General features: G+C 54.1%; 16 protein-coding genes. 10 read left to right on the top strand and 6 right to left on the bottom strand.

Annotated elements, in window-relative coordinates; genetic code table 11:
• The first annotated feature begins 166 nt into the window (after positions 1 to 166).
• The 3 genes from KRAC_RS13530 (at position 167) to KRAC_RS13520 (ending at position 3,182) form a co-directional block, all read left to right on the top strand.
• Positions 167 to 1,828, top strand: a complete 1,662-nt coding sequence (locus tag KRAC_RS13530; RefSeq protein WP_007907817.1) for an AMP-binding protein — start codon at positions 167 to 169, stop codon at positions 1,826 to 1,828.
• Between the two features lie 214 nt (positions 1,829 to 2,042).
• On the top strand, positions 2,043 to 2,564 hold the full coding sequence (locus KRAC_RS13525) for a hypothetical protein (RefSeq protein WP_007907815.1): 522 nt from the start codon (positions 2,043 to 2,045) through the stop codon (positions 2,562 to 2,564).
• Positions 2,565 to 2,678: 114 nt separating this feature from the next.
• Positions 2,679 to 3,182 (top strand): hypothetical protein, encoded by a 504-nt coding sequence (locus KRAC_RS13520; protein WP_007907813.1) that lies wholly within the window; start codon positions 2,679 to 2,681, stop codon positions 3,180 to 3,182.
• A gap of 23 nt (positions 3,183 to 3,205) precedes the next feature.
• Here KRAC_RS13520 and KRAC_RS13515 read toward each other — a convergent pair whose 3' ends face one another.
• The gene (locus KRAC_RS13515) at positions 3,206 to 4,021 is read right to left on the bottom strand and encodes a hypothetical protein (RefSeq protein WP_007907812.1); all 816 of its coding nucleotides are present in this window, start codon (positions 4,019 to 4,021) and stop codon (positions 3,206 to 3,208) included.
• Between the two features lie 166 nt (positions 4,022 to 4,187).
• Positions 4,188 to 4,859: a hypothetical protein gene (locus KRAC_RS13510; protein WP_007907811.1), complete on the bottom strand. Its 672-nt coding sequence runs from the start codon at positions 4,857 to 4,859 to the stop codon at positions 4,188 to 4,190.
• A gap of 235 nt (positions 4,860 to 5,094) precedes the next feature.
• Between KRAC_RS13510 and KRAC_RS13505 the strand changes: the two genes are divergently transcribed.
• From KRAC_RS13505 to KRAC_RS61480, 7 genes are all read left to right on the top strand, one after another.
• Positions 5,095 to 5,817 carry a response regulator transcription factor gene (locus KRAC_RS13505; RefSeq protein ID WP_007907810.1) on the top strand — a complete coding sequence of 241 codons (723 nt, stop codon included), beginning with the start codon at positions 5,095 to 5,097 and terminating at the stop codon, positions 5,815 to 5,817.
• Positions 5,818 to 5,858: 41 nt separating this feature from the next.
• Entirely contained in the window at positions 5,859 to 7,547 is a 1,689-nt protein-coding gene (locus KRAC_RS61495) for a sensor histidine kinase (protein WP_007907809.1), read from the top strand.
• Positions 7,548 to 7,755: 208 nt separating this feature from the next.
• Complete coding sequence (locus tag KRAC_RS13495) at positions 7,756 to 8,985, top strand: sensor histidine kinase (RefSeq protein WP_007907806.1); 1,230 nt, start codon at positions 7,756 to 7,758, stop codon at positions 8,983 to 8,985.
• Between the two features lie 434 nt (positions 8,986 to 9,419).
• Entirely contained in the window at positions 9,420 to 9,659 is a 240-nt protein-coding gene (locus tag KRAC_RS13490; RefSeq protein WP_236037995.1) for a hypothetical protein, read from the top strand.
• 14 nt (positions 9,660 to 9,673) lie between these two features.
• Positions 9,674 to 10,126, top strand: a complete 453-nt coding sequence (locus KRAC_RS61490) for a hypothetical protein (RefSeq protein WP_007907802.1) — start codon at positions 9,674 to 9,676, stop codon at positions 10,124 to 10,126.
• A gap of 277 nt (positions 10,127 to 10,403) precedes the next feature.
• A complete protein-coding gene (locus KRAC_RS61485; protein ID WP_007907800.1) occupies positions 10,404 to 13,178 on the top strand; it encodes a protein kinase domain-containing protein in 2,775 nt (924 codons plus the stop codon).
• 226 nt (positions 13,179 to 13,404) lie between these two features.
• Positions 13,405 to 16,191, top strand: a complete 2,787-nt coding sequence (locus KRAC_RS61480) for a protein kinase domain-containing protein (RefSeq protein ID WP_052568204.1) — start codon at positions 13,405 to 13,407, stop codon at positions 16,189 to 16,191.
• 94 nt (positions 16,192 to 16,285) lie between these two features.
• On the opposite strand, the gene KRAC_RS13470 is transcribed toward KRAC_RS61480, so the two are convergent.
• From KRAC_RS13470 to KRAC_RS13455, 4 genes are read right to left on the bottom strand one after another with little or no spacing between them, the layout of a single operon-like run.
• Positions 16,286 to 16,558 carry a DUF167 domain-containing protein gene (locus tag KRAC_RS13470; RefSeq protein WP_007907795.1) on the bottom strand — a complete coding sequence of 91 codons (273 nt, stop codon included), beginning with the start codon at positions 16,556 to 16,558 and terminating at the stop codon, positions 16,286 to 16,288.
• Between the two features lie 26 nt (positions 16,559 to 16,584).
• Entirely contained in the window at positions 16,585 to 16,857 is a 273-nt protein-coding gene (locus KRAC_RS13465; RefSeq protein WP_007907793.1) for a YggT family protein, read from the bottom strand.
• A gap of 7 nt (positions 16,858 to 16,864) precedes the next feature.
• Positions 16,865 to 17,359, bottom strand: a complete 495-nt coding sequence (locus tag KRAC_RS61475; protein ID WP_007907791.1) for a DUF6391 domain-containing protein — start codon at positions 17,357 to 17,359, stop codon at positions 16,865 to 16,867.
• A 12-nt stretch (positions 17,360 to 17,371) separates the two neighbouring features.
• Complete coding sequence (locus tag KRAC_RS13455; RefSeq protein ID WP_211221272.1) at positions 17,372 to 18,112, bottom strand: YggS family pyridoxal phosphate-dependent enzyme; 741 nt, start codon at positions 18,110 to 18,112, stop codon at positions 17,372 to 17,374.
• Between the last annotated feature and the right edge of the window lie 136 nt (positions 18,113 to 18,248).

Below are 18,248 nucleotides of genomic sequence, written 5' to 3'. Positions count from 1 at the left end.
TGGGGCTTTGGCCCCAGGCCAGCACACCCCTTACCCCGGTGAGCACCGTAGGCGCGAAAACGGGAATAGAGATTGTCATGTGCTCCATATGGCGTGATATGATACAGGTCATAGTCGGCAACAGCGTTGTTGTTTCTTACGCGAAGTGAGATGTAAGGAGGCATGTATGACGCAGGCGAAAACCCCGAATATGCTAGATTATGAAGCTGAGCGCCGCGCGTTCGCGCTCGAGGTTCCCGAGTATTTTAATTTCGCGACCGATGTGATTGGTAAATGGGCGCAGGATCCGCAGAAATTAGCGATGTTGTGGCTGGGACAGGATGGGGAGGAGCGGCGCCTGACCTTCGCGCACTTCGCGGAGGCATCGAGCCGGGCGGCGAACGCCTTCTCACTGTTGGGTATACGCAAAGGCGATACTGTACTGGTCATGTTGCCCCGCGTTCCCGAGTGGTGGGAGAGTGTGTTGGGATTGATGAAATTAGGTGCCATTCCTATCCCCTCGACGACTCTGCTCACAACGAAAGACATCCAGTTTCGTATCAAGGCTGCGGAGGCGCGTGCCATCATCACAGACAGCGAAGGTGCCCGAAAATTTGAGGCGGTGCGTGATCAGTGCCTGACCGTCACCCAGGCAATTCTTGTAGATAATGATGAGCCTGGTGAAGGCTGGCACGGCTATGCGCATATCACAGGCAAGGCCCTGCCGGATTTTTTAGGCCCCAGGACACGCAGCGACGATCCCTGCCTGATCTATTTTACCTCCGGGACCGTGGGCAATCCCAAGATGGTGCTGCATACCCAGGCCAGCTATCCCATTGGACATACCATCACAGGGAAATACTGGCTTGACCTGCACGAAGACGACCTGCACCTCAATCTCACTGAAAATGGCTGGGCAAAAGCTGCCTGGTCCAGCTTGTTTGGTCCGTGGAGCATGGGTGCGGCCATCTTTGTCCAGGACGCGCGCGGGAAATTTAACGCGCTGGAGACTCTGGAACTGCTGCATACCTATCCCATTACCACCTTTTGTGCCGCCCCTACGGCCTATCGTATGCTGGTATTGGATGAGCCGCTGGCCTACTTACAGTCCCATACACCAAAGGCGCTACGCCACTGCGTGGGCGCGGGCGAGCCGCTCAATCCCGAGGTCATTCGTCTCTGGGAAGAGAAGACTGGTCTGACTATTCGTGATGGATATGGTCAGACGGAGACGGTCTTGCTCTGTGGCAATTTTCCTCCTCTCACAGTCAAGCCTGGCTCAATGGGCAAGCCCTCGCCAGGTTTTGAGATCAGCATCATCGATCACGATGGCAGCGAACTTCCACCGCATAAAGAGGGCGATATCGCGGTACGTATCAAGCCCGAGCGTCCGCTGTGGATGTTCCAGGAGTACTGGCGCAACCTTGAGGCGACCCAGGCCAGCATTCGAGGCGACTGGTACATTACCGGTGACCGGGCCTATAAGGACGAAGATGGCTACTTCTGGTTTGTTGGACGGGCGGATGATGTTATCATTACAGCTGGTTATCGCGTTGGACCCTTCGAAGTTGAGAGCGCTCTGAAAGAACATCCAGCTGTCGCCGAGTCGGCTGTTGTGGCCAGCCCTGACCAGATGCGAGGCGAGATCGTCAAGGCATTCGTGATCCTGGCCCCAGGCTATGAGCCAGCGGACTCCCTGGCGCGCGAACTACAGGAGCATGTCAAAAACGTCACCGCCCCCTATAAATATCCTCGCGAAATCGCATTCCTGGAGACGCTACCCAAAACCATCTCCGGAAAGATACGGCGCGTGGAACTACGTGAAAGAGAACGCAACAAAAAGGCCTAAGATCAGGCACATTTATTATAGTTGGGTGAATTGACCACCGAGATGCCTCTGGCATCTCGGTGGTCAATTCACCCAACTATAATAAATTCTGCGAGCCACGCAGTGGGCGAGAAGTCATGTATCCTGAATAGGAGAATGCACGTTTATCTTTGCAATAAAGTGCGAATGGTTGAGGAGAGAGGGAAGCGCACATCAAGAAGAGAAGAGGTGCCATATGTTAACGCGAACACTTACGCTTAAGACGCTCCTGCGCTTGCTGGGAGTGATATGTATTATGTTAAGTGTGTATTGGACTGTGCGCATTGTCATGGCAAACGCTGGTTTGTTGCGGGTGAGCCTTCTTATTGTCGTGCAGGATGTCCTGTGGTGGCGTGACACTATGCTGGGCGATTGGATGACTGGCGTTCCCTTTGGGGGCGTTCTTATTTATCTAGGGATAGGGATTGGCTTACTGGGCATCAGTTCTGAGCGCCCTCGCCTGGCATTCTGGTTGCTCCAGGTCGCCATCTGGTGTGTTGGGATCAACCTGCTCTACCAAACGCCGGGGAAGCGGGTAACCTACGCATGGGGGCATCTACTAGCGCTTGTGGCGCCAGTTAATATGTTCTGGGGGATCATCACCCTAGCAATCTCACTGTTATTGTTCATCGGTTACATCCCTTTGACGCGGTTCTTGCGACGTGTATATGGGCATGCGCATGCACGGGTGTACCTGGAAAGTGGTAGCAACGGCTAGGGTTTGGTGAATGTTTCTCCATTGTAGATGTATGCTTTCGTAGATATAATAGAGGAAACAGGTTACAGCTATTTTATTGTTTTACGTTTGTATAAGTAAGGAATGCGTATTTCTATGTTACGGCGATTCTTGCTCTATCGGTCTGTGTGGTGTGGTCTAGGGGTGGTCTGCCTGGTGCTGGGGATACTCGGGGCGATAAACGTCGTGCTGACGCGTTCGGCCCTGCCTTCGGTGAGTTTCTCCTGGATTCTGTCAGATCTCCTCTGGTGGCCGGGGTATATCCATGGCCTGGGCTTTGGAGGCGTGCTGACGTATATCGGTATTGGCATCTTCCTGCTAGGCATAAGCTCTGGACGTGGGCGTGTGGCATACTGGTGCCTTCAGGCGGCGACCTGGTGCGCGGGTCTGAACACCTGGTACCAGCATGCGGGAAGCTGGGGACCCGGCGCTCTGGGTATTATCATGCCAACAAATCTGCTTGGATGTGTGATAACCCTTGCCTGCTCGCTTGCGCTCCTGGCTGCATATATCCCCATAACGCGCCTATTTAGACGACTCCTGGAGGCAAACTCGGCCGAGAAGGACCTTGAAGCGGCTAAGACCACGGCAGAGGCTTAGCTTTCTGAATTGTCTCGCGATCTTTATGTATTGCTGCTTGCCAGTAGATGCGTCAGGATTGCGGGATTATTTTGGGCGCGCTCGATAAAGGTGTCTACCTGCTGTTGGCTCAGGGTCCCATTGTCGACCTCGGGTTGCAGGTTGCTATGGAGTGTATCGCTGATCAGTTGCTGTAATTGCGTGGTTGAGACACCATGATTGCTGGCGACCTGCGCGATATCTTCTCCACCTTGCAACTCCTGGATCAGGGCCTCTGGCGAGGTATGCAGGTCATTGGCTATCTGTGTGCGTATGGAAGAGAGATGCTGGCGTAGCACGAGCGGCATGGAGTGGCCTGGAAGAAATGGACTCTGTCCACCTGTATTATTTGCCGCGTGCGGAAGGCCGGGAAATTGTATGATGCCTGGGCGTTGTGCCCCGTTGGGATGTGGATAGAGGCTATTGAGCCTCGGTATGAAGGCAAGCGTGACGACCGTTACCAGGACGAGAGCTGTCACCAGGGCCGCTGTGGTGATATAGAGCCATTTGCGCATGCGCTGTTTGGCTCTCCTGGGCTGCGGCTGCTGGTAGGGATAGCGAGCGTACTCCTGGTAAGGGGGGAATGTGGGGTGAGTGGCATAGGGGTCTTGCGCGGTTACAAAAGAACCTTCCTGGTCTGGGTGAGGATAGACAGTCTGGGTCTGCTCATTATAGTAATTGCGTTGATAAGGGTCCAGGCTGACGTGTGGCAGCGTTGAAGCGGGAAACGGCGCCTGGTAGTCCTGGTATATTGACTCTTCATGTGGTTCAGAATGCCTTTGTGGCTGGCGTGGATTATGGCTGTGTGGTTGCTGCTCCATGAGATGACTCTTCTCCTCTTGGTAGATGCCTGTTCTTTTTCAGTATAAATCTGAGCTATGTTGAATTATTTGAGTGTATGTGTATGGTTACAAAAAAGAGACCGGAACAGCTCCGGTCTCTCGCGTGAAAAAGGTTACTAAGGAATGGGCTTTGAAAGGAAGCGTGCTATTTGGTCTTTTTGCCCTTCCCAACGTGATTGATCACCATCTCGAGGTAGTTGGGGTGCTTGCCCATGGCGGTTGTGAATTGGTCAACCTCGCTCTGGGTGAGCTGTCCCTGGCTGACGCCCTGTTTGAGCACGGTCGTCACGGCATCCTGCACGTCTTTTTGCAGGTCCTGCTCAGAGACACCCTGGGCCTTGGCGATATCGACTGGTTTCTTGCCGGATTTGATATCGTTGGTGAGCTGGTCTGAGGTCAGCTTCAGATCTTTCGCGAGCGCGTTTACCAGGTCTGTGCGATGCTGTACCAGGTACTGGCGAACGGCTGAGGACTGGGCGCCCTTCCCGTTGTAGCCACACCACTGGTGTTTGCCCAGGTTCTGTTTGAGCTTATCTGCCTGGGCCTGGGTGATTTTTCCATCTTTCACCATCTGGTCCAGGATATCCGATGCGCTCTGCTGGTGTGCGTTTTTGAGCTGATCAACAGAGATATTCAGGTGCTTGGCCATATCTTGCTGAAACTGCTGGCAATATGTTGCATCGCTGGTAGTCGTAGTCGCGCCCTGGTTGATGACGCTACTGGCGAATGCCGATAGTGGTGTAAAGAAGAACGCGCCAAAGAGAGCCGCGACTACAAGGGCCAGGCTCCCCAGGCCAACAAAGATTGTTTTCTTCATAGAGTAAATCTCTCCTCTGGATGATGTATATCTATTTACTTCACTTTTTAACGTCGGTACATGCATATTCTATGATGCAAAGATGAACGAAAGCTCTTGTGGGTTTCAAGATTTGCTCAAGATTGCACGTGGGCGGATGAAAAGGTCTCTTTTTCTGTTGAGGCTATGCTAAGATACTGTGTAAAGCGAAAGAATTATGGTGGCTATTGCCTGGTGGGTTTTGGAGTAAAGAGCCATGGCGCAGAAAATTTTGATCATTGAAGATGAAGAAGGTATTATCCATTTACTCAACCTCTATCTTAAGGATGCGGGCTATCTGACCATTGCCGCGCGCGATGGTGCCGATGGCCTGGCGTTGCATGCTCGTGAGCACCCCGACCTGGTGGTCCTGGATATTATGTTGCCCGCCATCGATGGCTTTGAGGTCTGTCGGCGCATCCGGGCCTGGTCGCAGACCCCCATTCTGATGTTGACTGCGCGCAGCGCCGAGGACGACCGCATTAATGGTCTCGAATTGGGCGCGGACGACTACTTGCTAAAACCATTTAGCCCGCGTGAGCTGGTCAGCCGTGTGCGAGCCATACTGCGCCGGATCCCATCGAGCCAGGAGGCTACGCCTGCTTCTAAGGAGACGAAAGAGGATGAGAAGTCAGTTCTGCGCTTCCCGGGACTCTCGGTTGATCTGCTGGCACGGCGAGTGGAGGTGCAGGGGCGCGAGGTCGCGTTGACACCAACCGAGTTCGATCTCCTGGCCTTGATGGCCCAATCGCCTGACCGGGTCTTTACACGCGAGATATTGATGAACAAAGTTTGGGGCTATGACTATCTGGGCGATGGACATACCATCGATGTGCATATTAGCGCCCTGCGTAAGAAGATTGAGGCGGGAGAGCAGCAGCGCTACATCAAGACGGTGTGGCGTGTAGGCTATCGCTTTGAGATAAAGGGTACTCGTTAGGACGAAGAGCATGCTTGTTTGAGCAGTACCGGGAGAGAGCGATGACGCAGAAACGTATGCGCTGGTGGCAGAGTATTCGCTGGCGCCTGGCCCTGGGATCAGTAGGGGTGATGATACTAGCGATGATCCTGCTGGTGGCAACGGCGATTCTGGCTATACTTTACTACTATGATAGTGACCAGAAAACGCAGTTGAATGAGCTATCGGAGACCCGTGCCCAACAGATTGGGCGTGAATATAGTCATCAACTCAGTATTGGCGAGGCCAGTGCCGCCGCTCTACAAAAAGCTTCTGTGATGACGCTACCAGTTGCGCCCTTGAAGAACTTACAAGACCAGACTTTTGTGAATGTGGTGTTGGGAGCAAACAATCGGATTGCCTATCCTACGCAGTCAAAAGTGTCGTCCAAACAACTGATGCGTACCGCGCAGATACGTGCCATCTATGCCTTTATTACCAAGTACCTGGATCCTAGCCAGAAGGGCAGCGATATTACCCAGTTCCGCAATGATCTTGCCCAGGCGCAGAATGGTGACACCGTCACAGATACTCTAGGTAACAAATTGTTGCCACAATCCTTTATTATGCGACCAATCTTCACCGATGGTGACTCGCACCACGAGGTTGTGGGTGTGCTTTTTGTCGCCCCCCGTTCTACAGTGGAGCGTTCCTTACCACAATATATCTCAAATGTAGGAAGCGTAGTGCTGCTGGCGCTGGTGGTGGTGGCTCTGCTGGCCGCGCTAGGGGCTATCCTCTTCGCGCGTACGATTACGCGGCCGCTGGAAAAAATGACGGTCGCGACACGCCAGATGGCTGTAGGCGATTACAATGTCCGCGTACAGGGGCAGGCGATGGGTGAACTGGGCGAGCTAGCAACTACATTCAATGAAATGGCCTCTCAGTTGCACCAGGACGTGGAGGCCCTGCGTGAGCAGGAGCTCTGGCGTCGCGAGCTGATTATGAATATCACCCATGACCTGGCGACGCCGCTGACCGCCATCGCGGGCCTGGGCGAGGCCATGGTCGATGGCATTAACCAGACCCGCGAGGATTACGAGGCAACGGGGAGAATCATTGTACGCGAAACACTACGTCTGCGGCGCCTGGTGAAGGACTTGCATGTCATGGCCAAGGTAGAGGCGGGGGCGCTCCATCCACAGCGCACCTCGCTACGTATGGCGGCCCTGGTCGATGAGGCGATAGCGGTCCTGGCCCCCGAATTTGAGCGTGCGGATGTGGAACCGTTGAATAATATCTCCTTTGAACTTCCCCAGGTCGAGGCGGATGCGGATATGATCACGCGTGTTGTCTCCAATCTCTGTGACAATGCGCTCCAACATACGCCATCGGGAGGACAGGTCGTGGTCGATGCCCAGGTGCAGGGAGCCGAGTTGCTGATCTCAGTCACCGATACTGGTAAGGGCATCCCCTCCGAGTTGCTTGCGCGCATCTTCGAACGCTTCTATCGCATCGATGGTTCGCGTCAGGCACAGGGAGGCGGGGGAAGCGGTCTGGGGCTTTCTATTGTACGCGCGATTGTCGAGGCCCATGGAGGGCGTGTCTGGGCCGAGAACGCCCCTGGCATGGGGGCGCGCATTATCTTTACCTTGCCCCTGGTAGCCGCTGGCCAGCCCTCCTTTGCCGACGCCACTACGCAACCCCTCCAGAAAATTGGCCTGCTGGCGACATCCCAACCTGGTGGCTCTCCCTCCTCTTCAAAAAACTAGCGGATAAGATGTGGCGATACTTGCAGCACCTGCGGTGCCGCATATAGTTAATAAAGTGCGGTGGTGAGCTGGCTATGCCAGCTCACCACCGCACTTTATTAACTATATGCGACAAAGCATAATCCTGATGGCTGGACGCACAATGATATACTGTGAAAAGCCCATGTTATGGCATATGTTTGTGTGTCGATTAGTTTCAGGATAAAGTATGACGACGCCTATTTCTACTGAGTATGAGGGGAAACTGTCGGCGGGATTGGCGCGCCTGACCCGTGTGATCAATACCGAAAGTGAGCCTGAGCCTATCTACGAGGCAATTCTGCGCGAGGCGCAGTCCCTGGTAGATTGTGAACAGGCTCATTTGTATATCTATGGTTATGGCCTTGATGGACAGGCACACCCTTCGTTTCTGGCAACCCTGGTGGCCGCCGAGAGCACTACCAGCGCTCCATCGGTCAGGGTTGAGGTCTTATCAGCCAAGCGGGCAGCGTGTCTGATGGCTGAAGAAGAGCTGCTATCGCGAGCGGTAGCACTGAGCAAACCCGTGACCGGCCTGGTGAAGGGAAGCCAGGAGAAGACGCTCGGCGTCTTCCCTTTAGAGGCACGCGGACGGCTTCAAGGCTTGCTGGCCTTGAGGTACACTCGGCGCCTGGTAGGTGATGAGATCACTGTAGGTGCGCGCCTGGGGGAATTGGCCGCCACGGCGCTCGCGCTTCTCGCCTCGCAGCGACACCAGCAAGAGGGTGAGGTACGCTTCCTTTCCAGGCTCGCGCATGAGTTACGCTCTCCCTTGAACGCGATAAATGGATACCTGGATCTCTCGTTAAGTGGAGTAGGTGGCGAGTTAAGCGAGCAGCAGCGTGAGTTTATGCAACGTGCCCGTGTAGGAAGTGAATATTTATATGCCTTGCTTGAGGATCTACTCCTGCTGGGGCGCGCCAACACTGGCCAATTGCAGTTTCGCAAACAGGTAACACACCTTTCCGAGCTAGTGACGAATGCGCTTGAAGATCTGGAGTTGACGCTTGAAGATGCGGAGATCCAGGTTAGCACACAGCTGGCGGATCTGCCGCCTATATATGCCGATCCCATCCGTCTTCAGCAGGTTCTGCGCAACTTTTTCTCTTATCTCGTGGCACAGGCCCGATCCCAAGATCAGTTGCTTCTGCTAGCCTCTGTGGAGGCTGAGAGCGAAACACCAATTGAGGAAGATAGACAAGAGGAAAATGGGCGCTGGCTGCACCTGGAGTTAGAGGGTCCACTGGGAGATCACCAGGAGGCCCAAGAGAGTGAGAAGGGTGTTTTCGCTTCCGAAACGCTACGTGCCCTCGCCATTGCGCGCTTGATTATAGAGCAGCATGGTGGCGTCTTGACTCAGGAGGAGCGCGCTGGTGGGCGATGCGCGTTGTTGGCGCGCCTGCCTATCGTCTTATCCTGAGCGAGGATGTGCTTGACCCCTCACGTCTGCGGCGCTCGTTATGTTTGGTAGTGTGATGCGGATTGGCAGCGACAGGCTGCCAATCCGCATCACACTACCATGCCTAATTGCTATGGGGAGAGGATTTATAATAGAGGTGAAGGGAAATTTGAGGGCGTGAATTGGCACGTTTTCGTTATTGGGTAGACAAAAGGCGAAAGAGGAGAGATTGCTGGAGAAACCCTTGACGCGTGGTATTTCGCGTGTTATTCTCAAGTTATCCCATCGTGTTTCTTGGCACTGTCTATTAGGAAACCTGAGCGCGCTTGCCGTGCCACCTTCAGGTGGTCCCCGAATGGGGGTTGGTTTCCGCATACGAAGTCAGCAGCAAATGCCAGGAAAAATGCGCGGTACTGTACTTGCTTTTCATCAGGAGAAGGAGACCGACTGTGGGTATGCTAAGGATCATGTCTCGTCGTGGTGATGATCGCATCATGTGGGACCCCAAAAAAGTTGAAGCGAATGATCCCGAAGCGTTGGCTGCCGTACATGAGGCGGAACGCATCTTCGAAGAAGCGCGTGTACGTGGCGCAACTGCATTCAAAGTTGTCGAGTCAGGTCCTGTAGAGCGTATTGATAAGTTTGACCATACCGCAGAGCAGATCGTTCTCGTGCCGCGTGTCGTCGGTGGGTGAGGAGAGAACTGCTTATGTTGGAAACGCTGAGTTTGTTTCTCGGCATCTGGCTGCTGTTTCTCCTACTAGCGATCTATTACCTGTCGCAGTCGCCTGACGGACGGGTGGGACGTTTACGCGAGACAGTAAGCGAGCATCTCTCGGCTGAGAGCAGAGCGAAGGCCCTGCTCCAGGAGATGCTCTCAGAGGGCCAGTATCAACAGCTCATAAAATGTGGCTATCTCGAGGTATCGAGTCCATCGTATGATAGCCGCATTTACCGTATACCTGGCTCTGGCGGCCTGGTAAAGGTCTATGAGCGAGGCTGCGCGATTATGGAGTTGTGTTTGCAGCCAACTGAACCCCTCCCCGATGGCGATGTCGTGGTAATGCACAAACTGATGATTGAAGCGAACGAAGAGGAGTATCTGCAAAAAGCCAATCATTTTGCGCCTGGCATTATCTCTCTGCGATGCCAGCACCTCTAGCGCATTTCAAGGAGTGGGGAGATAGCTATAAGTAAAGAGGAGGGATGGGCATGTGGTGGGGCAATTGCCCCACCACATGCCCATCCCTCCTCTTTACTTATATTAAATATTCCTGCTAAACTTTGTAAAACAGAATACGTATATAGATTGAGAGAAACAACAAAGGCTTTAGTAGCGATTTTTTATTTTATTGGCTTAAGTGCGATTTTATGAAAATAGGTGCGTTGGCATAAAGTAAAAAGCCCTCAAAGATTGGTCAGGGAGGAAACTGCCAGGTATGACTGAATGTCCAAATTGTAAAGCACCTGTGCGTGAGGAAACACGTTTCTGTAGCGCATGTGGTCAACGGTTGCAAACGCAATCCTCTACCTCAGATGCGCCCACTGTCCCTGCTTCTGGCGGGTTTTCCACCGTCGCTCATACGTTATTGCCGGGTATGCGGCTACAGGGCGGGCGTTATCTCGTCAAGAAAGTGCTGGGCGAGGGAGGCATGGGGGCGGCAGCCCAGGCGACGGACAATCGCCTGGATGATAAACCGGTCGTGATTAAAGAGCTTATTTCAGATTCGACGGATGATGCCCGCTTTCAGGATGACGTGCGCAATTTCAAGCGCGAAGTGGCGATGCTTGCGCATATAGATCATCCGCTTATTCCCAATGTGACCGATCACTTTCAAGAAGGATCGCGCTATTTTATGGTTCAGGAGTACGTGGAAGGGGAGACGCTGGAGGAACGGATTACGCGTCTGAACCAGCCATTAAAAGAGCGCGATGTCTTGATTTATGCGTTGGAGGTACTGGATGTGCTCGATTATCTGAGCCAGCAGACGCCCCCCATCGTGCATCGTGACATCAAGCCCGCCAACATCATAATCGGGAGTAAAGATAAGAAGGCGTACCTAGTAGATTTCGGCATCGCACGCGCGGAGGTGATGCGTAACGCCCAGCGTAAGCAAACGACCGCGCTGGGAACACCTGGGTATGCACCTCCAGAGCAGTATCAGGGGAACGCCGATCCCCGTTCTGATCTGTATGCGTTGGGGGCTACGCTACACCATTTGCTCACAAATCGTGATCCCCGGCACCACGCGCCGTTTAGCTATCCGCCTGTACGAACCCTGAATCCACAGCTCTCGCCTGATATTGAGCGCGTATTGACGCGGGCGCTGCTCAACGATATGACGCAGCGCTACCAGAGCGCCACTGCACTTCGTCAGGACTTTGTCTCGATTCTACAGCAACGCTTTGGTGTCTCGGATAGCCTGGGTCACTATGGTGCGACCTCTTCAAGTTCGTTGCCAGCTTATTCGGCGCCTACTACGGTAGGTACACCACCAGTGGGTCAGAGTGGTGGGCTAGTGCCAGTGGGTCAGAGCGCTTCTGGTGCGATCCCACCGACAGTGCGCATGGTGCCACAGGGGGGAACAAGTGTCACGCCGCCTGTCCTGCCACCTGTATATGGCCCTCCCCCCTATACGCCACAATCATTAGCAGCGCCAGGCTGGGCGGGTCCACAGTCGCAGCCTCGCCGTCGCCAGCCCTGGTGGCTTTTCTTGCTGCTCCTCTTGCTTGTCTGCCTCTTGATTGGTGGGGGTGTGTTTTTCTACCAGGGCTTGCTACAGGGTAAACATACGACCACGGAGCCGAATAAAGCCGGTATGGGCGTGACGCAAATAGGCAATGAATTGATTGGTGTGAGCGATGGAAGCTATAGCTTTGATACAGGGCGGGCCAATGGAAGCTTGATGACGCAGGCCGCGGAGCGTTATCGTCAGGGGGATATTGGTGGCGCGACCTCTCTCTGGAGCCAGGCCGCGGCGCAAGTTACTTCAGATGCCGAGCCGTTGATCTACCTGGAGAACCAGCACGTCGCGACGGTTCCTCATATCACCTTGGTTGTCGCGACTATGCTCTCGGGTGATGGCTCATCGGTGGGAGCGGGACGTGATAATCTCCAGGGGGCCTACCTGGCGCAAAAGGAGTTTAACGATGGCGCTAAGCTGAGCGGGGGCCTCAAGGTGCGTCTACTTCTTGCGAACTCTGGCAGTAAATCGACGTATGTTAATCAGGTAGTCGAGCGTATCAAGAACATCGTGGCAAGCGACAAGACGGTGGTTGGAGTCATGGGCTGGCCCTTTAGCTCGCGCGCGGTCGGCGGTGCGCAGCTATTGGGTGAGGCGCATATCCCTCTTCTCTCACCGACCGCAACCAGTGACCAGCTCACCGGGATCTCGCCCTATTTCTTCCGCGTTGCCCCAACGAACAAGGCGGAGGCTATCGCGGGCGCCAGGTATGTAGCGAACACGCTGCACGCGAAGAGCGTGGCGGTGTTTGTGGACGTGGCTGAATCCTATAGTCAGAGCCTGGCGCAAGACTTTGAGCGCCAGTGGCAAAGTGATGGAAATAAGCTTGCCACCGAGGCACGTTATACTACTGGCGACGGAGCATCGATTATAAAGGCTTTGCCAGGGGTGCTGGCGACACACCCCGATGTGATCTACTTCGCGGGACACTCGGCTGATGTGAACGTTCTCCTACTGAACCTGCCCTTGGGAAATATCCAGGTTATGGGTGGCGATGCGCTCTATGAGCTTAATGGCTACACCTCTAGTGCGCGTGCTGGCTTTAGCCGGCTGCGCTTTACCGCGCTGGCCTACCCGGATGAGTGGTCGGTGCTTGGCAAGGAAGATCAGACCCCAGGCTTTTTCGCGGCTTATAGCGCGACGTATAATCCCAGCCGCAATCCCCCACCGTCAGTCTATGGATATACACGTCCAACCAGCGATGTTATGCTCTCATATGATGCGATGACGGCGCTGCTGAAGGGGGCGGAGAATATCTTGAAGACGGGCAAGACGCAGATCACTCCGGTTGACCTGAAGAATGGCCTGGCCCAGATCAGTGGCTCTCATGCCTTTCAAGGAGTAAGTGGACAGATTAGCTTTGGCCCTAACGGTGATCCGGTGGATAAGGCCGTTGTGATTTTGCATGTTTCAAATGATGGTTATATTCAGATGGAGAGTGGAATCGAGGGGCGTTTCTCTCTTAAATAGGAGAGAGGAGCCTCTTGGCCCTTAAGCAGCGATAAGACCTCTTCATTTGACGCTGAGGGCAAGTTTGCGTGTATTATGTATATGTTATCGTTCTGGGTCGTGGTGATGCGGGGGAGAAGATATTTCAAGATTGTATTCAAGCAAGATTATCACAGGACGTTCTTATTACAGCTCGCGGGAGCAGTAAATGCCCCGCGTTCATTTGCAAAGTGGTAGGCAGAATTCCATGAAATGTCCTTTTTGTGGTACGGATAATGTTCCCGGCGAGAGTTTTTGTAGCAATTGTGGTGGCTACCTCGATTCCTCCGCGCCCAGTTCTGTGAGTAGTGGAGGGACGTCGAACACCGCGACGATTGTCAGTACTGCCCCTACGACAGGTGGCGGTCTGGCAAGCTCCGGTTCTCTCATCCCCAACGCGAGGCTCCAGAATGGTCGCTATGTCGTCGAGCAGGTGCTGGGGAGTGGTGGTATGGGGACCGCTGTCCTGGCGAAAGATACACGCGTCTCTAATAAGCGTGTCGTCATCAAAGAGCTGGTCTCCGATAGTAAAGACCCGGTGCAATTCCAGGAAGATGTACGCAACTTTGAGCGCGAAGTAGATACCCTGGCCAATCTCGACCATCCATTGATCCCCACCGTGACAGATAGCTTTCAGGAGGGGACGCGCTACTTCATGGTTCAGGAGTATGCGCCTGGCGAGAATCTAGAGACGCATATCGACCGACTGGGTAAGGCCATGCCTGAACGCGAGGTTCTGACCTATGCCGTGCAGGTGCTGGATATTCTGGATTACCTGGGGCAGCAGACGCCGCCGATTGTGCATCGCGATATCAAGCCCGCCAATATCATTATTGGCAGCAAGGATAAGCGCGCCCACCTGGTGGACTTTGGTATTGCGCGCGCCGACGCGGCGAAAAACGCGAAAAAGCAGACCGCGGCCCTGGGAACGCCAGGATATGCTCCACCTGAGCAGTATCAGGGGAAAGCCGATGCGCGCTCAGACCTCTATGCCCTGACGGCGACCATGCACCATCTCTTAACGAACCGCGATCCGCGCAATTATGGCCCCTTTAGCTATCCGCTAGCGCGGTCGGTCAATCCGCAGGTCTCACCCGAGACGGAGCAGTTGCTAACAAAGGCCTTGACAATTGATCCGTCCAAGCGTTTTCAGAGCGCTGCCGAGATGCGCCAGCGCATTGAGCAAATCTTGCGCGATCGCTTTAACATGACGCCTGATACGAGCATGTATATGTTCTCGACATCGGGTTCGATGACCATGCCCGCGGTGAGCACGACGCCCGCGCCTGCAACTCCTCCGTCACCTCCAATCCAAAATCGTGGACAGCAGCAGGGGGCGCAGCCTACGTTTCCACCACCCAGGGTGGTGCCTCCTCCTCCACAGCGTCGCTCTGGGAGTGGCCTGGGACGCGGGCTGGCTATCCTGGTTGGGGTCGTGGTCCTGATCCTGCTGGTCATCTTTATCACGCCCTTTCTCTTTAAAGGGAACTCGGCCAACTTGTCAACGAGTAGCCCCACAGCCTTGCCAGTCGCGACACAAACCGCTGAGGTCAAGTCCAATGGCATCGGTGTGCAGCAAATTAACAACGAACTTATCGGTTTAAGCGATGGCACGGTGGCCTTCGATACCAACCGACCTGATGGTAATTTGAAGGTGCAGGCAGCGCAAAAACTCAAGAGTGGTGATTCCTCTACAGCCCAGTCATTGCTGCACTCGGCACTGGCTCAGGACACCAATGATGCCGAGGCCTTGATCTACCTGGAGAACCAGCATGTAATGAACTCGGGCTCGCCCTATGTGACGCTCGTGATTGGCGCGACCCTGACGGGGCAGAATAAAGATGTCGTCCAGGCTGGTCGTGATGCCTTGCAGGGCGCGTATGTGGTACAGAAGGAGTTTAACGCCAATAATGGCGCGAAACTCAATGGGACGCTGGTGCGCGTGTTGATCGCCAACGCAGGCTCCTCCTCAACGAATGTCGCTCAGGCGGCCAGGCAGATTGTGCAATTCTCGCAAACGGATAAGACCCTCATCGGGGTCATGGGATGGCCCTACAGCGGTTACGCTCAGAACGCGATTGGCGTCTTGAGCGCGGCCAAAATTCCCATGCTCTCGTCTACCGCTTCGAGCGATGACCTGACGGGAGCTTCGCCCTACTTCTTCCGCGTCGCTCCACCCGATAGTGTGCAGGGACAGGTAGGGGCGCAGTATGCGCTGAATAAGTTGCAGGCGAAGAATGTGGCGGTCTTCGAGGACCAGAGCGATGCCTATAGCCGTAGCCTCGCGGATGCCTTCACGCAAGCGTACCAGAAGCTCAACGGCAACGTGATGGGTCCCTATCAGTATACCAAGGGCGACCAGGCATCAGTAACCTCGCAACTCCAGAATCTAGCCAATGAGTCGACGGTCCCCGACGTGATCTACTTCTCGGGCTACTCGGGCGACGTGGCTTTGCTTATGAACCAGGTCGCGGCTAATAGCAAATTTGCCAATACCAAGATCCTGGGTGGAGATGCCCTCTATAACCTGGGAGGATATGGTAATAGTAGCAGTAGTGCTGGCTTTGATCGCCTGCGTTTTACGTCCTTTGCCTATCCCGATGAGTGGGAGGTGTTGGGCTATGGTAAACAGAAGCCAGGCTTCTTTGGCGAGTATAGCGCCATTTTTGACCCGCATCAGCAGCATAAGGGAGGTTACGGCTTTTCACGCCCATCGTATAATGTCATGCTGGGCTATGATGCGACGCTCACGCTGATCAAGGCAGCAGGAAATGTGGTAAGTGCGGGTAAGAAAACCTTCTCTGGCGATGATATACGTCAGGCGTTACTCAACATCAATGGCGGCAATGCCGTCCAGGGCGTGAGCGGGCAAGTCTCATTAGGCCAGGATGGTAACCCGGTCGATAAAGAGGTGGTGATCCTCTACGTCGATGCGCATGGCCTTACCCATATGGAGAATCAATCGGGAGTTGGAAAGTTCCTGGTAAACTCCTAGTATTGATTATTCCGTGATTTGCCTCTGGGTAAAGGTATGAGGGTGGCATGGGCATTTGCCCATGCCACCCTCATACCTTTACCCAGAGGCAATATTACTGTTTTTTCTGCGAAGAGGCTGAGAGGCGTTGGATGATCTCTACCTGCTCCAGGCCTTCAATTTCAACGATCTTTTGTCGCCCAGTTGTTCCGCGTATAAGTGTGATGGCGCGTTTGGGCAGCGATAGTGTCTCTGCAAGCAGTGCGATCAAGGCGGCATTGGCTGCCCCATCCACCGGGGGAGCGGTGAGACGCGCCTTGATCGCTCCCTCTTCCCATTCAAGTGTATTTCTGTTGCTGCGGGGAATAACCCGAACCGGCACCTGCATAGAGTGCACCTTCCTGACCGTTGCGGTTACCAGTTGGGGGGAAGCGCCTGTAGCAACAGGATCTGGATAATGTAGAGCAAGAACCAGGCCAGGATGAATGAGATGTCGAACATCCCAATAGGTTTGACATAGCGGCGAATAGGCACAATAAAGGGATCGGTCACCTTGACGAAGAAGCGGATGAAGGCGTTGCGCTCATCAAGGCCGAACCACGAGGCGACGGCGCGTATCAACATCGAGAGGAGCAGAAAGCCGATGCCATATTGGACGATGATGTTAAGAATGGGAAAAGGTAACATATACTATTTACTCCTGGACTGTACGAACATCGATCAGTGTGAAGCCCATTACCTGGCGACGAGTAATGCTTGTCACGCGCACACCCTGTAACTCGGGTAGCGTTGTGAAGTGGCGTTGGACATATTCACCAACCGGACGGGCGGCGGCCCAGCCAGCAAGTGAGGAGACCGCGGCGGTTGCCAGGCGCGTGCGGCGTTCGCTGGCGGCCATACCAAGCAGGGTTCCCAGCGTGACCAGCGAGATGCCTACAGAGAGATTGGTTCCGCAATTGGGATGGATTGCTAGTTCTTTCTCGCCCGCTTGCAGGCGATGCAGGGCCTCATCAGCCGCGCGGCGAAGCTCTCCAAGGTCGACATCACCAAAGACGATGAAGCCATTAGGATTGGAATGGGCGGCCACGTTTAGCTCAGGAATGCGTTGGCTCAGGATGGTAATAGTCGCATGCTCAAGGGCATGATTCTGGCGTGTACGACGACTAAACAATATACTCTCAAAGTTCACTGCGAGCCTCCTTTACGTGTATGCTCGGGCGCCAAAGATTGCCCGTCCAATGCGAACAATGGTGGCTCCTTCCTCTATTGCGATGACATAGTCATTGGTCATGCCCATAGAGAGTTCAGTACAGGTTGGACCCAGAATCTCGTCGCGCAGATGATCGCGTGCCTCGTGTAAGGCGCGGAAGACAGGGCGAACCTCTTCTAGGTCCTCGACCTGTGGCGCGACCGTCATCAGGCCACGTATCTCCAGGTGCGGCAAGGTTGCGACCTGGCGCGCCAGATCAGGGATATCAGTGAGCGTGACTCCAGTCTTGCTGGCCTCGCTCGCCACGTTGACCTCTAGCAAGATCGGCAGACGACCAGGTTCTTGATCTGTCGCCTCCTCTGCCAGCAGGCGGTCAAGCGTCCTGGCGAGATGCAGGCTATCTACACTCTGTACAATATCAAATGCACTCACGACTTTGCGCGCTTTATTCGTTTGCAGATGTCCAATCATATGCCAGATCAGGTCTGCTGGATGAAAGACTTCTATTTTGCTTAGGGCTTCCTGCACACGATTCTCGCCAAAATGCCTTATACCTAGATTATATGCTATCTGTATCATTTCTAGAGGTTTCGTTTTGGAGACCGCCACCAGGGTAACCTCTGAGGGCTCGCGTTGAGCGGTGTGTGCCGCTTCTGCGATTCTTTCACGCACATGCTTGATGTTGGCGCTCATCTCTGCTATTTGTTGATCGGATGCTTGATGCTCTATCACGATGACCGCTTTCAGCCTTTCCTCTTGAAATGGATAGTCAGTGTATATATGTCAATTACGTTTGAGTTGTACTCCTGGTTCTATCAGAAAGATTTTTTCTTGCGTAAGGTGTCAGCAATGCGGGCGAGCGCGTATT

The organism is Ktedonobacter racemifer DSM 44963, assembly GCF_000178855.1.
GTDB lineage: Bacteria > Chloroflexota > Ktedonobacteria > Ktedonobacterales > Ktedonobacteraceae > Ktedonobacter > Ktedonobacter racemifer.
The sequence above is the reverse complement of the archived record's forward strand: the minus strand, read 5'-3'. Positions and strand labels throughout refer to the sequence as shown.

Excerpts from the sequence above, each read along its gene's own strand:
- KRAC_RS13520 (WP_007907813.1), top strand. The coding sequence starts at position 2,679 with ATGTTACGGCGATTCTTGCTCTATCGGTCTGTGTGGTGTGGTCTAGGG.
- KRAC_RS13495 (WP_007907806.1), top strand. The coding sequence starts at position 7,756 with ATGACGACGCCTATTTCTACTGAGTATGAGGGGAAACTGTCGGCGGGA.
- KRAC_RS13490 (WP_236037995.1), top strand. The coding sequence starts at position 9,420 with ATGCTAAGGATCATGTCTCGTCGTGGTGATGATCGCATCATGTGGGAC.
- KRAC_RS61485 (WP_007907800.1), top strand. The coding sequence starts at position 10,404 with ATGACTGAATGTCCAAATTGTAAAGCACCTGTGCGTGAGGAAACACGT.
- KRAC_RS61490 (WP_007907802.1), top strand. The coding sequence starts at position 9,674 with ATGTTGGAAACGCTGAGTTTGTTTCTCGGCATCTGGCTGCTGTTTCTC.
- KRAC_RS13525 (WP_007907815.1), top strand. The coding sequence starts at position 2,043 with ATGTTAACGCGAACACTTACGCTTAAGACGCTCCTGCGCTTGCTGGGA.
- KRAC_RS61480 (WP_052568204.1), top strand. The coding sequence starts at position 13,405 with ATGAAATGTCCTTTTTGTGGTACGGATAATGTTCCCGGCGAGAGTTTT.
- KRAC_RS13465 (WP_007907793.1), bottom strand. The coding sequence starts at position 16,857 with ATGTTACCTTTTCCCATTCTTAACATCATCGTCCAATATGGCATCGGC.
- KRAC_RS61495 (WP_007907809.1), top strand. The coding sequence starts at position 5,859 with ATGACGCAGAAACGTATGCGCTGGTGGCAGAGTATTCGCTGGCGCCTG.
- KRAC_RS13470 (WP_007907795.1), bottom strand. The coding sequence starts at position 16,558 with ATGCAGGTGCCGGTTCGGGTTATTCCCCGCAGCAACAGAAATACACTT.
- KRAC_RS13505 (WP_007907810.1), top strand. The coding sequence starts at position 5,095 with ATGGCGCAGAAAATTTTGATCATTGAAGATGAAGAAGGTATTATCCAT.
- KRAC_RS13510 (WP_007907811.1), bottom strand. The coding sequence starts at position 4,859 with ATGAAGAAAACAATCTTTGTTGGCCTGGGGAGCCTGGCCCTTGTAGTC.
- KRAC_RS13530 (WP_007907817.1), top strand. The coding sequence starts at position 167 with ATGACGCAGGCGAAAACCCCGAATATGCTAGATTATGAAGCTGAGCGC.
- KRAC_RS13515 (WP_007907812.1), bottom strand. The coding sequence starts at position 4,021 with ATGGAGCAGCAACCACACAGCCATAATCCACGCCAGCCACAAAGGCAT.